Below are 13120 nucleotides of genomic sequence, written 5' to 3'. Positions count from 1 at the left end.
TTGTTTTAAAAAAATTGATTTAGTCTTTTAGTTTGCTTTTAGTACTAGGCAACGAGCTGAAGGCAGTACTGGAGTACGGCAAAGCGAGTTAACGCAGTAATAAAAGATAAACTAAATGACGCTAATAGGGGATAATCCTGTTTTTCATCCTAACCTCCTTAGAAGTTTGTCTTTTACTGATCAATAGGTTCAAGAGTAAGTCAAACCCTTCTCGTTTGACCTAAACTGACCTTTTGTTCAAAGAATTTATAAGGACCTTAACCTTACGAATCTTATTTTACATCATTAGTCAGTAAAAGTCAATAGTTTTATTTGACCTTTTTTGACTTTTTGATATAGTCTTTTAGTTTCCTTTTAGTACTAGGCAACGAGCCGCAGGCATAACTGGAGTTAGGCAAGGTGAGTTAACGACGTAATAAAAGATAAACTAAGTGACGATAAAAAAATCTACCTGACGGTAGATTTAGTAGCTACTAGATGATAATCCCTTCCAAATGATCTAGTTCATGCTGAACAATCTGGGCTTGGAAGTCAGTCAGTTTCAAGCTCCGCTTTTTCCAAGAAGCATCAAAAAACTCTACTTCAATTTCCTGATAGCGAGTGGTCGGGCGAATACCTACTAGCGACAGGCAGCCTTCCTCTGTCTGATAGGGATTGGTCTTGCTGATGAGAACAGGATTGTACATGACCAGATTGGTGAAGCCCATGTTGACGATGATTATCCGCTTTTTGACTCCAATCATGTTGGCCGCCATGCCCACGCAGGCGTGAGCGTTGGCTACCAAAGTATCCTGTAAATCTTGACCTACCTGCACATCTAGCTGAGTCGCAGGCTCAGACTTCTGCTGCAGGAAGAAAATATCTTTCATAATAGGTTGAATCATGGGAACCTCTTTCGATAAAGTATATAGTATTATTTTACTATTTTTTTGATAATTTGAATTATTTTATGCTTTATCGGATGAGGATAATAACGAAAAGTACCAGCTTTTCTCAAAATATAGCCATTAAAGTTCTGTTTAAATCGAAGAACACCATCTGAGCTGTCGAATATCCCTTGAATACCAAGGAAATTATAACGCTTAAGATTTCGTTTTATTGCACGTTGCATCGCCTCATATTGAAGTAAGAAAGGTGCAGATAGGCTTTGAAACTCTGAATATGAGCCACCAAAAAGATAAGTTGCCTCATTCACATCATAAATTATCAGTGCACATGCCAAAAAAATAGGAGCTGTCTGAGTTTGATTTAAAATATTTTGAACCGCCTCCTGTTTTTTCAACAATTTCTGCACTTGCTGTGCATACTGTTTTGAATTTCTATCACTTGTTTCTATTTCCTTTTCAATTTGCTTTAGACTGGCTTTCGGGTCAAGTTCTGCAACTAAAAAATCTGCCTGTGTACCAAAACTTTCAAAAAGACTGTTATAGTAACCACTATCTCTATCTTCAAAGCCTTGTCTAGCTCCAGTTTCCTCAATTATTTTTTTGAAATCTGAAAGCTCCTTATGATTGATGCTACGAATCCTGATACCGTAACTTTCTGAATTTTTTATGTTTCGTTTACTATTTTTATTGTAGGATTGCAATAACGACGTTGTTGAATACCCTTGCAAATCCTTCACATAATGCCAAACAGGCTCTCCATTTGGATAACCTGTTTGTAAGCCATCATGTTTAAATCCAACTTGCACCAGCTTCTCAATTAGTTGAGTCTCTGCTTCACTCATTGGATTCCCTACACTATCAAAGACTTGATAGGTTTGGGAAGGCTTGACCACCAATTCAAGTACGCCTTCACGCTTCGCATAGTTTTTTAAAGATTGATAAAATTCCTCTAAATAAGCATGATTGGTAACCAGCGGTCCAGAATTCAATTCCATATACAAACCACCAGCCATCTTCTTACAGAAAAGCAACGAAGAAATAACGATCTCTAATTGTGAATTTTTAAAACCAACATAGCGAACATCGTATCCTCGCTTGGATAGTAATCCAGCCATTTCAATGGATTGAAAAAATGATTTTTCATTTACTTGTTGACAATGCTTTAAAAATTCTTCTTTAGTTATTTGACAAAAAGTCATTATTTTTTCTTCCTTAATTTTTTTCTAATTTCCAGTAAAACTTGAAAAATCTTATATAATATTGGCGAAACAATAAGGTCGAATTCCCCAATATACTCTTCTACTACTGGATTCAAATGTGATTTAAAGTGATAAAGGCCTCCGTCTAAAGTTGGCTCTATTCCTCCTAAATTTTGCCATTTCACACCTCGTTCGAAAGCATACTTTGCTGTCTCCACCCATGTTAGTAAAGCAGGCTGATAATGTTTAAACTTTTCATCCATACCAGCATAGATATTTTCAGATGTTCCTGCAAAATTTATTGTCAAAGTACCAGCCAATGGAACTAGCTTACTCCCGTTACGAGTCAGAGAATTTATCATTTCTAATTCTGTATTTATTCTTCGGATTTCCTTTTTATAATTTTCAATCTTCGATTGTCTTGTAGTGGAGGTAAACGTCATGGCCTCTTTTACTAATTTTTCTTCAAGATAAGATAACTGTTCATATCTCTCTGCTATATCCAAATAGGCAACTACAATATAAGAATTTTCTGGATAGGCATTCATTATTTTTTGATAATACTCTCTCCCCCGCAAGCGAATAGATTTGCGCTCCTCAGTCTTTTTTAATAGCTCTGAAAAATCTCTTAACAATTCCTCACGACCAATTCGAATCTCAATACCTTTATTACGCGCCGACCGAATATTTTGTCGAACTCGTTTATTTAGTGATTCCTCTGAGAAGGATTCGCTATATAATACTGCATGACAAGTAGGTTGGATTGTAGCCGACATGGTCTGCACTCGACCAGACCAAATACCTCCCAAATCAACAATCCTATCTTTGACGGCAAGTACATTTAATTCTTCTTCCCTATCTCCTGTTATAGTTTTACTAGATAGTCGAATAAATGGATCAAATTTTATAACAACACTGCGTTCTCGGAGGGCAAATTCTTTTATGGACTTAAATACAAATGACACTAATTCAGCATCTTCATAATCCATTACAGGACCTCTTGGTATATAAATCATCGTAAAACCAAATGGTACTACCAACCTTCTGATAAGAAGAGAAGCAACTGCCACTAATTTCCCATCATTAAAAAAGCCTAGTCTCTCATTTCGCCACTCACTTTTTACGGTTGCCCACTGACTACTCTGCAACAGGTTAGCCTGTGGTGATTGCTTTACAAATGAATCATGTTCCTCAGTAGAAATGCCTATTTTATAAGTGTAAAACATTAATTATTCCCCTTGTTCATAATTACTTTTAACGCTAATTAGGAAGGGCTTGCCCGTAGTGTCAAGCCCTGCTATACTAGTATAGCAATCGATTTTGTCAAGTATTTTTACTCAAGCATAAAAAAATAATAATGTTTTATTTGTGCTACGAAATCACTTGCGCATATATATAATAGTTTTATTTTGCTTCTAATATTTAAAATTTAGCAATGTACCTCCAAGTCATAATTGAATTGATATGTACATAGCCAAGATGAACATAAAAAGCCTAGTTCTCACTAGACTTTCCTTATTTATTCTTGGCAATAAATCGCAATGGCTTGACTGACAAAGGATGCTGTGCCTGGTCCACCTGCTCGGTCGATGTTGGCTGAAAATCGCTCGTCCTCAACATACATAAGACCTAGATTTTGCAAGATTTCCTTTGTGCAGGTGTAGAAATTTTCCGTGATATAGGCCTGCAAGTTCGCTACCTGAGCCTGCACATCTGGATGATCGGCTTCCAAGCTCTGCATTTTTCCAAAAACCTCAAAAATAGCCTGCATCTCTTGGGCAAACACCCGGTCTTTGCTAGCATCGTAGCGCTCTTCAAACTCGGCATAGGCCGCGGTATTCCCCCACCGCTCCTTTGCTTCCGCCTTGTAGGCTTCTAGTTGACTGCTGTCAAATGCGTGAAAATCCATGACTTCTCCTCCTTTTTCTGTAAGCAATCTGACGTGATTGATGATGCGATCCAGCCGTTCCCTTTTGAGCTCTAAAAGGCTGATATGGTCCCGCAAGACCTGCTGACGATTGACTTCTGTCACGTCCAGAAGCTGCTGAATGTCTTTGAGAGGAAAATCTAATTCACGAAATAAGAGAATTTCTTGCAGACGAGCCAAATTCTCCTGATTATAGTAGCGATAACCATTTTCAGCCACAAATGCTGGTTTGAGCAAACCAATCTGGTCATAGTGGTGCAAGGTCCTCACCGTCAATCCTGTCAACCGACTGACCTGCTTAACTGTCCAATTTTCGTTCATAGAAATCTCCTCTCTATGCCCAGTATAAGGGATAACGTAAGGTGAGAGTCAAGAGAAATATTAGATTTTCTTCAACCGGTTATCCACAATAGCAATCTTATTTTCCTGGCACCATTCCAGTACAAGTTCTTTGTAACATTGTGTTTCAAAGGCATACCATTCTTCCAAACGGTCATATCTCTCTAACTCATTCTTAAAACGTCTAAAAGCCCCTCGCCCTCGAATAGCTCGAGATAGACGGCCAGACAAGTCTCCATCAGTCAAATCAGTAACATAGAGTTTCATAAATGTGTAAGGGTAGAAGTCAAAATAAGTCGGTAGACCAACAAACCTTTCAGCCACATCCTCCTCAATCTCTTCTTCTAAACCTTCACGGGCTTCAGGTCCCGTCTCCTCAACAGACAGATAGACCAATTCGTCTAAGTGACTATCATAATAGTACCTATCACCTTGACTAATCATCTGCAACGAATCAACTACATCTTGTAGCAAAACTGCAATATCTTACCACCTCACCGCATCTAATTCCTCTATCATGGCTTTGCGTCGCGGATACTGGACTTTCCACAAAGCACGAAGACTTTCACTCACCGCTTCTCCATCAGGTAAATCTGCAATTTTTACTAAATACCCTGCTAACTGACGATAGCGACTTCGACTACTAGCTGCCTCCATCTGCTGACAGACCGCTTGAGCGTAGGCATCTCGTAATCGCTCAGGCAATTTCTCTGATAAATAGTCCTCGAAGCAATCCAAATTTTCTAAGAACCAGTAACTTTCTGTAATGCGGTCCAATAATTCCTGCGGTCGGTCTGCCAATTGCAATAACCTCAACTGTTGTGACTGGAAACGACGATCCTCTAGCAAATCATCTAAGTAGCTCTGCCATTCCTCTTTAGAAACAAAGTCCTGTAACTCCTCTATCAGCTTCAAATCAGTATCACCTGCTGAAAAAATCATCTCCAGCAGTTCTTCTCTCACCTTGTCATATTGCCCCTGAGACCGATAGATGTCCCGTAACTGCTGGCTATAATCTGACACCAGTCCCCTATACTGGGCATCCAACTGCTTACTTTCCTGCAAGAGGTGAACTGCACGGTCTAGTTGCTGATTTTCCACAGCCTGGGCAATAGCCAGTTTACGGAGACCAGCCACCTCCCAATGTTTGGCCTGGAAGTTCAGCAAATCTGCCTCCCTAGACCCCAATTGAACCTGCAATCTGTAGCATAGCAAGGCAATACGATCACGACGGAATTTCCATGACCAAGAGGACATATCTTTTTTTTCTATTATCGCCTGCAAGTCTGCTTGAAAATAGGTCAATTTCTGCTGAAGAAATTGTTCTTCTTGAAACTCCATCTCAACAAATTCCATAAGAAGATCTTCTGCAACCTCATAGCCATTTAGTTTTTCTAAACACCAGTCCAGCAATTCCTGGGCAATCGAATAAGGAGCTACGGTCAATAATTTCTTCCAGTAGCCAGAAAGTCTATACAGCAGACTACCAGTCGTTCCATTGGAATCATCCAACTCCTGCTGGCAAATCTGATGGTAAAAAGTATCTGATACCACTATAAAATTCTCATACTCACTTCTATCAAGTAGTGGTTGGAGATATCGAGCCATAGCCTTTTCCACAGCCAGTTCATAATCTCCAGTCCGCTTATACTCGATATAGCCCAAACGCCTGTCCTCAAAAGGAATCCCCAGGTCTCTGATTTCCTTTTTCACATTTTCCACTTGCTGAGAGGTTAACTGATCTGAAAAACGCAGATGAATTCGATTGACCAGTCCCCTATCTTCTTGAGCTAATTCAAGAACAAAAGCCCGTAGTTGCTCAACTGTCAATTTATCCAGGAGCTGGGCAAGTGACTCATCCTTGCCCTCGACAACTGGCTGGTTCTCCAACTCCGAAATAGCAAATAAGACTGCAGCCATGTGCTTACAGTGGTTCATTTCCTGAGAATAAGGACACTCACACCACATACTGACCAGCTGACCATACTCAAAGTCAATCGCAACCTCATAGACTTGACTACCAATGACATGTGCACAGTAGCCCTCATCTGTCTCTTCAAGCCCTTGAACAGCGTCATCTAAAAACAAACTGCAGCCCCTATCAACAATGTGAGGCTTAAAATAGTCCATCCAATTTTTCATGATTTATTTCCTTTGATTTTTCTACTTAAATTATACAAAAAAAATAGGAAAGTTTTCAAGTCAACTACAAAAACTTCCTATTCTTTGATGAATTCATCTCACTCCACCCTCACCGGCACGCGCCCGTAGGTTTGCTCTGCTATTGCGTCAGCGCCCAGTTGATAGACTGCATCCGCCTGTTGGGTCAGGCTGTCCCAGGGCTCTTTGCCGATCCGCGTCACCAAGCCCACTCGCTCCTTGACGGTCTTGAGATAGGCCTGGCCTCGAGCCGAAAAGCCTAGGACATGGACCGCTTCTGGCAAGGGAGTTTCCACCGCATTGACCAGGATGTAGGTCATCACCCGCCGCACCCGCGCCTTAGTGTAGCGCTTGGTCACAACGGCATCCACTAACTCCTCCACGGTAGCTACGCTCCCAATGGCAGAGCGGATACGACTGGCTAGTTCTTCGTTCACCTGAAAGACCTGACTGAGATCTCGGTGGGTCGCAATCTGATAGCGGAGCAGGGGAAAATAATTTCTCCAGCTTACCTTGGTCGCCTCTTCAAAGAGACTGGCAGACGGTAAAAAGTCACGCACCAAGTCCAACTGGTCGGCACCCTTTCGGATAGCCGTCGCCGAGGCGTAGGTCGTTTCCACCTCTTCCGAATGAAAACCAGCCCCCTGCCGCTGAACTGGACCGAGCTGAATACCTGTCCCAGCCACCGCCTTAGCATAAGCCAAGGCCAGAATATGGTTTGGCGTATCACCTGTAAAGGTAAGCCCAGCAAACTCCTGCCACATGGCCTGGGTCTTCTGTGGATAAGAGAGATTGTCTGGTAAGTTTTTCACAAAATTTTCCATTTCTTCCGACTTATCCACATAAATGTCTGCGATTTTCTGATAATCCAGCATTTCTTCCGTACCGAAAACCAGTTTTTCCACACCTAGCTTGTGTAAAATGCTAATTGCTCCCTTAGCAAAATGGTCAGCCGACTGGACCGACACCAAGAAGGGCATCTCAACAACAAGATCTGCCCCGTGTTCCAAAGCCATCTGAGCCCGTATCCACTTATCCACGATGGCTGGCTCACCCCGTTGCATAAAATTGCCAGACATAACCACAATTTTCAAGCCTTCCGCCTGGTCCAGCAAGTATTTATGCCCCGTGTGAAAAGGATTGTATTCTGCAATAATCCCTGAAATCATGCCTTAACCGCCTTGAAAAACCACCGCTGACTGGTTTCTGTTGGAGCTTCGTCTTCAAAGTCCGCAAAGACTTCCACAGAGGCAAAGCCAACTTGTTTCAAACATTCCACATAGGAATCAATCGGATAGGTCCGCTCTTCATGAACTTCATCCCGACGGATAAATCGCTCCTCTTGACTGTCCTCATCTTTGACAAAAAAGGTCAATTCGTGAACAATGGAATGCTCATGCTCCCCTTCATAAGTGTCCCAGACAAAGGCAAAATCCTCATAATTTTCATGGTAGCTATAGCCTGCAAACACTTCCTCCATTTGATAAATAGAGTGAACGTCAAAAAGGAAGGTCCCTCCTGGATTGAGAACAGAATGAACGCCTTCAAAGACCCGCAAAACAGCTTCTTGGTCAGCCATGTAGCAAAGACTATCTGAGTAACAAGTCACAGCATCAAAATCTCCAACACCTTCCAGAGCCATCATATCTGCTTGGGCTAGTTCCATCATGACACCAGCAGCTTCTGCTTTTTTCTGGGCCAATTCCAACATTTCATAGGACAGGTCAAGCCCTGTCACCTCATACCCCTTTTGAGCAAAGCGAACAGCCTGAATCCCCGTCCCACAGGCCAATTCTAAAATTGTCTTGGTATCTTGTGGCAAGTTCCGTAAGCTAAAATCTGTCCATTTATCATACAAGCTGTCATCCATGATTTCATCATAGACCGCCGCAAAGGTTTCATAAGTTGCCATATTTTCCCATTTTTCCTTTCATAAAAAGGGAGCAGGAAAGAACTCCTCAAATCAAAAGAGTTCGTATTCCTGCCCCCGCACAGTTGATTAGGTCAGATTTGGAGTGGGAAGCACGAACAAAGCTGCCAATCAACCACTGCGCTGAGATGTTGACTCAAGTTTCGAATAGTGCACCCAAATCAAAATCTGTTTTCATATTTATTCAAGAAGTCCAGCACTTCTACTCAACTAAACTCAAACTCTCTATGGTCACTTTCGAGTTTCAAGGTGACCAGCTGAAACGCTTCCTTACTTTATTTTAGGTCAGGTACGAATAGCTCACCGGACTTTTCATATCCGCCAAACTGTTTCACTATTCCTCGTCTAAAAAGTCTGCGACTTCCAAGAAGCTACCTTCGTGCCATAATTTTTCAAGGTTGTAGAGGTCTCGCATTTCTTCAGAAAAAATATGCACCACAACACTACCGAGATCCAAAAGGACCCAGCCACCAGTGCTATCACCTTCGACACGGCCGCCTTTAATACCGGCTTCTGCAACCTTTTCACGGATATTTTCCGCAATAGCATCCAACTGGCGACTATTCATTGAACTGGCAATTACAAAATAATCTGTCAAGCTAGTCACACCCTGAACATCAACCACAACAAGGTCTTCAGCTCGCTTATCATCAGCAGCCTGGACTACAACTTTTACTAAATCTAGTTCTTTCATTTTATCCTCTAATAATATTTTCTAATGTATCTACTTGAGCAAATCGGCCATCCCAAATCATTTGATACTGATCAATCAAATTTTTAGGCGACAGATTTCCCGTAAAACCTGTCGTCGTTCCGTCCTGAATCACAGCTACCTTGTAGCCTAGTTCAAAGGCTACTTTAATCGTCGTATCAACACAAAAATTGGTTGCCATCCCCATAATGATGAGCTTGTTTATCTTTTGTTTTTGCAAGTAAGAATGAAGCCCTGTCTCTTTGAAAGCACTATTGAAAGTTTTATCGAAAATCATTTCATTTTCTAAGGGTGCAACCAAAGGATGAATTTCCAAATCAGGCGTATCTTTGACCAATTCTTGATCGTGATGGCGAATATAGATAACCTCGATCCCTGATTGTCGAACCAGTGCAAGACTATCTTGCCAAAGCTGGAGCCTTTCTTCAATAGCAAATGGCTTACCCTCCACTACCAAATTCTGAATATCAATGACTAATAGTGCTGACTTCATCTTACCTTCCTAATTCTCCGACATAAGCATTATACGTTTCCAAGGTCTGTGGATAAATGGGAATCCCCTTCTTAGCTAAGTAAGAAATCGTTTGGGCAGTTTCAAAGGCTACAGCCTTGTCCAAAGACTCTTTTGCAATCCGTCGTGCCTCTTCCACCCCAGGAAAATCCCGATTGGGTTCGATATAGTCCGCTACATAGAGCACTTTATCCAGTAAGGTCATTTCTCGCGCACCAACTGTATGCCGTTGAATGGCTTGTAAAATCTCCTCATCTTCCAAACCAAAATCTTCTGCGATTTTATAGGCTCCTACTACACCGTGCCAGATATTATTATCCCAGTTGAGCAAGTCCTTATCCAATTCATACTTGGCAATTAAATCCAGAAAGACTTGGTCATCCTCTTCTTTGGCATAATCATGCAAAAGTGCTGCCAGACTGGCTTTTTTCGGGTCACAGCCATATTGGTCAGCCAATTCAAGAGCTGCCTCTTCCACCCCCAAAACATGTTGAAATCGTTTCGGTTTCATAGCGGCACTTATTTTTTCTAATAAGGCTTCACGATTGAAGTCTAAATCTGAATTGATCATTGATAAAGCCCCTTTTCCTCAATATAATCTAACACCTCGTGTGGGACCATGAAGTTTGGTACTCGACCTTGTTTAATAAAATCACGCACCATGCTAGAAGAAATATCCATAAGTGGCACATCTACCCAGATAACAGGATAGGAAGTCCCAGCTTTATAACGTGGACGTTGTACGCCAACAAACTGAACCATAGTAACGAGTTCATCAATCTTATGCCATTTTGGAAGATAATCCACCATATCCGCACCAATGATAAAATAATAGTCTGTGTCTGGATTTTTTTCCTTCAACAATTTCATAGTGTCATAGGTATAGCTGACACCCCGGCGCTCCAATTCGATAGTTTCTATACCCAACCCCTCAATGCCTGCAATAGCCATCTTGAGCATGGAATAGCGATGATACTCATCAATTGTTTCTTTTTTATCTACATGTGGTGGAATGAATTCAGGCATCAGCAACACTTCATCCAGTTGCAATTGCTGGCGCACCTGATCAGCTACAATCAAATGAGCATTGTGGACAGGGTTGAAATTCCCACCTAAAATTCCAACTTGTTTGCGATTGGTTTCTTTCTTTTCAACCTCTAATTCAACCTTGGTAAAGGGTGTTAAGAGTTCAATAGCCATAGGCTCTCCTTCTTAGATTTCTTTAACCTTTTTAGAAATTTTTCTGTTCTCTTTCTTGCTAGATTGTTTAAATAAAATCAAGATACGACCAATTTTTTGAACTGTATCGACCCCAATTTCATCTTCCAGTATCTCTGCTACCTCGTGAATATTTTCGTCTGTATTTTGTAATAAGGTAACCTTTATCAACTCACGTGCATCAAGCGCTTGACGAACACTGGTTTTAATCTGGTCATTGAGACCATTTTTCCCAATCTGAATAATGGGTTTGAGACTGTGTGCCTGACTGTTCAAATAGGCACGTTGTTTTGAAGTTAATGACATCTATTTTTCCTATGTTTCTATATTTATTGGCTAACAAATGTAACCAGTTCACACATCTAAATAATCGCCTTGCGAATCACCACATCCACACCCTTAGGTGCCCAAGCGGCAATCTTGGCCTTTTCATTGACACGAATCCAACCAAGACCTGAGAAGACCACATCCGTCTTTTCGTTGATGGTAAATTCATGACGGACCAACTCTGGAAACTCTTTTAGTTCCTTACTGGTTGGCGGAACTAACAAAGTCCCCGCATGTTTCTGGTAAAAATCACTAGCACCTTGTAACTTGGTCCGATGGAGTTGAAGTTCATTGTCAAAAAACGCTGTGAAACCTTGGCGTTCGCCGAACACAAAGTCAAATCGTCCCAGACCAGCCAAAAACAAGGTTTGTTCTGGATTGAGCTGGTAAGTCTTTGGCTTGATTTCCTTCCGAGGGCTAATATATTTGAGATTTTTTGCAGTCAAGTAATGTGCCATCTGATGACGGTGAATAATCCCTGGCGTATCGTAAATGAAAGAACCATCATCCAGAGGAATCTCAATCTTATCTAAAGTTGTCCCTGGGAATCGTGAAGTTGTGATAACATCCTTGTCCCCTGTGATTTCTTGGATAATAGCATTGATCAAGGTTGATTTTCCGACGTTGGTCACACCGACTACATAGACATCCCGACCTTTGCGGTATTGTTCTATCTTTTCAATCAAATCCTTGATAGCCTGCTTGTTTTGGGCAGAAGTCAGGACCACATCGACTGGTCGCATCCCGATTTCATGCGCCCGTTCGGTCAACCACTGGGTAACCTTACCTGTCTTGACAGACTTGGGTAAAATGTCCTGCTTGTTGCCGACCAAAAGCACATCATTTCCTGAAATAAAGCGAGGCAAACCAGGTATGATTGACCCATTAAAATCAAAAATATCTATGACATTGACCACCAAGGCATCACTTTCTCCCACACTATGGAGAAGTTTCAAGAAATCATCATCGGAGATATTGACATCGGAGATTTCATTGTAATGACGCAAACGGAAACATCGTTGGCAGTATAATTGACCAGTTTCTAAACCTTTTTCTAGGGCCGATTGAGGAGTAAATCCTGCAACATCTTTATCTGTCGTCTGAATTTGAGCACCACAACCAATACAAAATAATTCTTCCACTTACATCTCCCTCTTATAGTCTATCGCTCCGTAAGTAGCGATGATTTTTTTCATGGTCCGTCGTTCGCGCCAACGGTTAATCTGTGTATTAATAGAATCTGTCCGAATCAAGGGCTTGACTAAGACCGACTTAAGTCCAGCTCGCTTAGCCGCACGAATGTCTGTCATCAACTGATCGCCAATCATGACCACTTCATGTGGCTGGACATTAAAGCGTTTCAGTGCACGGTTAATCCCTAAGGTGAAAGGCTTGAGAGCGAAGGCTTCAAATTCAATCCCAAATTTTTCAACTGCCCGTTTGACACGCTCATATTTATTGTTGGAAACAACTACTACAGGAATTCCCGCATCACGTAAGTCATGTAACCATTGACGCATTTCTGGCGTTCCATCAGGATTATTCCAGGCAATTAAAGTATTATCCAAATCAACAAACACAACCTTAATTCCATGTTTTTTCAAGCTATCAACTGTCACATCAAAAGCCTTTTCTAAGGCAAAATCTGGCATATAATTCTCTATACTCACAATCGTCTCCAAAGGTTTTTATCAGATAATTATACCATTTTTCTAAGAAAAATGCGAACCGATAATAGAAAACGAATCATTCCCTTTGTTGTATTTTTCAAAACCCGTTCCTTTTTCTGACAAAAATATTTGATTTAACTCTCTTAAACTCAAGAATTTTCCTCCACTGATGGATTGAGATAGCTCGAAAACTGAAAAAAGGGCGCACTGCCCCCTTGGTTTTTGAACTATTTTTTATTT

15 protein-coding genes are annotated in these 13120 nt (G+C 41.2%); all 15 read right to left on the bottom strand.

From position 1 onward, the window contains the following. Positions 1-473: 473 nt before the first annotated feature. Positions 474-884 (bottom strand): peptide deformylase, encoded by a 411-nt coding sequence (locus K6V43_RS05735; protein ID WP_105126813.1) that lies wholly within the window; start codon positions 882-884, stop codon positions 474-476. Positions 885-913: 29 nt separating this feature from the next. Then, positions 914-2086 carry a peptidoglycan bridge formation glycyltransferase FemA/FemB family protein gene (locus tag K6V43_RS05730; protein WP_222382163.1) on the bottom strand — a complete coding sequence of 391 codons (1173 nt, stop codon included), beginning with the start codon at positions 2084-2086 and terminating at the stop codon, positions 914-916. Then, the gene (locus K6V43_RS05725; protein ID WP_222382162.1) at positions 2086-3312 is read right to left on the bottom strand and encodes a peptidoglycan bridge formation glycyltransferase FemA/FemB family protein; all 1227 of its coding nucleotides are present in this window, start codon (positions 3310-3312) and stop codon (positions 2086-2088) included. Before K6V43_RS05725 ends, K6V43_RS05730 begins: the two co-directional genes overlap by 1 nt. 293 nt (positions 3313-3605) lie before the next feature. Then, on the bottom strand, positions 3606-4334 hold the full coding sequence (locus K6V43_RS05720) for a MerR family transcriptional regulator (protein ID WP_222382161.1): 729 nt from the start codon (positions 4332-4334) through the stop codon (positions 3606-3608). Between the two features lie 60 nt (positions 4335-4394). Further along, complete coding sequence (locus K6V43_RS05715; protein ID WP_261311787.1) at positions 4395-4826, bottom strand: UPF0158 family protein; 432 nt, start codon at positions 4824-4826, stop codon at positions 4395-4397. A 12-nt stretch (positions 4827-4838) separates the two neighbouring features. After that, the gene (locus K6V43_RS05710; RefSeq protein WP_222382160.1) at positions 4839-6494 is read right to left on the bottom strand and encodes an SWIM zinc finger family protein; all 1656 of its coding nucleotides are present in this window, start codon (positions 6492-6494) and stop codon (positions 4839-4841) included. Positions 6495-6592: 98 nt separating this feature from the next. After that, complete coding sequence (locus tag K6V43_RS05705; protein WP_222382159.1) at positions 6593-7681, bottom strand: nucleotidyltransferase; 1089 nt, start codon at positions 7679-7681, stop codon at positions 6593-6595. Beyond that, entirely contained in the window at positions 7678-8424 is a 747-nt protein-coding gene (locus tag K6V43_RS05700; RefSeq protein ID WP_222382158.1) for a class I SAM-dependent methyltransferase, read from the bottom strand. The genes K6V43_RS05705 and K6V43_RS05700 overlap by 4 nt, the downstream gene beginning before the upstream one ends. 352 nt (positions 8425-8776) lie before the next feature. After that, complete coding sequence (rsfS, locus tag K6V43_RS05695) at positions 8777-9136, bottom strand: ribosome silencing factor (protein ID WP_024391797.1); 360 nt, start codon at positions 9134-9136, stop codon at positions 8777-8779. Between the two features lies 1 nt (position 9137). Next, positions 9138-9647, bottom strand: a complete 510-nt coding sequence (locus tag K6V43_RS05690) for a cysteine hydrolase family protein (RefSeq protein WP_222382157.1) — start codon at positions 9645-9647, stop codon at positions 9138-9140. A 1-nt stretch (position 9648) separates the two neighbouring features. Further along, on the bottom strand, positions 9649-10236 hold the full coding sequence (gene yqeK, locus K6V43_RS05685) for a bis(5'-nucleosyl)-tetraphosphatase (symmetrical) YqeK (RefSeq protein ID WP_222382156.1): 588 nt from the start codon (positions 10234-10236) through the stop codon (positions 9649-9651). Beyond that, on the bottom strand, positions 10233-10865 hold the full coding sequence (locus tag K6V43_RS05680) for a nicotinate-nucleotide adenylyltransferase (RefSeq protein WP_024391794.1): 633 nt from the start codon (positions 10863-10865) through the stop codon (positions 10233-10235). The genes yqeK and K6V43_RS05680 overlap by 4 nt, the downstream gene beginning before the upstream one ends. A 12-nt stretch (positions 10866-10877) precedes the next feature. Then, a complete protein-coding gene (gene yhbY / locus K6V43_RS05675; RefSeq protein ID WP_105126805.1) occupies positions 10878-11189 on the bottom strand; it encodes a ribosome assembly RNA-binding protein YhbY in 312 nt (103 codons plus the stop codon). Between the two features lie 56 nt (positions 11190-11245). Beyond that, complete coding sequence (gene yqeH / locus K6V43_RS05670; protein ID WP_222382155.1) at positions 11246-12352, bottom strand: ribosome biogenesis GTPase YqeH; 1107 nt, start codon at positions 12350-12352, stop codon at positions 11246-11248. Further along, a complete protein-coding gene (locus K6V43_RS05665; RefSeq protein ID WP_337250530.1) occupies positions 12353-12880 on the bottom strand; it encodes a YqeG family HAD IIIA-type phosphatase in 528 nt (175 codons plus the stop codon). Positions 12881-13120: the final 240 nt, after the last annotated feature.

The organism is Streptococcus suis (assembly GCF_019794615.1).
GTDB classification, from domain to species: domain Bacteria; phylum Bacillota; class Bacilli; order Lactobacillales; family Streptococcaceae; genus Streptococcus; species Streptococcus suis_AI.
Note: the sequence above shows the minus strand (reverse complement) of the source record. Positions and strands in the feature narration are given on the sequence as shown.

Bases quoted from the DNA above. Each gene is read 5' to 3' on its own strand.
- K6V43_RS05735 (WP_105126813.1), bottom strand. From the start codon at position 884: ATGATTCAACCTATTATGAAAGATATTTTCTTCCTGCAGCAGAAGTCT.
- K6V43_RS05730 (WP_222382163.1), bottom strand. From the start codon at position 2,086: ATGACTTTTTGTCAAATAACTAAAGAAGAATTTTTAAAGCATTGTCAA.
- K6V43_RS05725 (WP_222382162.1), bottom strand. From the start codon at position 3,312: ATGTTTTACACTTATAAAATAGGCATTTCTACTGAGGAACATGATTCA.
- K6V43_RS05720 (WP_222382161.1), bottom strand. From the start codon at position 4,334: ATGAACGAAAATTGGACAGTTAAGCAGGTCAGTCGGTTGACAGGATTG.
- K6V43_RS05710 (WP_222382160.1), bottom strand. From the start codon at position 6,494: ATGAAAAATTGGATGGACTATTTTAAGCCTCACATTGTTGATAGGGGC.
- K6V43_RS05705 (WP_222382159.1), bottom strand. From the start codon at position 7,681: ATGATTTCAGGGATTATTGCAGAATACAATCCTTTTCACACGGGGCAT.
- K6V43_RS05700 (WP_222382158.1), bottom strand. From the start codon at position 8,424: ATGGCAACTTATGAAACCTTTGCGGCGGTCTATGATGAAATCATGGAT.
- rsfS (WP_024391797.1), bottom strand. From the start codon at position 9,136: ATGAAAGAACTAGATTTAGTAAAAGTTGTAGTCCAGGCTGCTGATGAT.
- K6V43_RS05690 (WP_222382157.1), bottom strand. From the start codon at position 9,647: ATGAAGTCAGCACTATTAGTCATTGATATTCAGAATTTGGTAGTGGAG.
- yqeK (WP_222382156.1), bottom strand. From the start codon at position 10,236: ATGATCAATTCAGATTTAGACTTCAATCGTGAAGCCTTATTAGAAAAA.
- K6V43_RS05680 (WP_024391794.1), bottom strand. From the start codon at position 10,865: ATGGCTATTGAACTCTTAACACCCTTTACCAAGGTTGAATTAGAGGTT.
- yhbY (WP_105126805.1), bottom strand. From the start codon at position 11,189: ATGTCATTAACTTCAAAACAACGTGCCTATTTGAACAGTCAGGCACAC.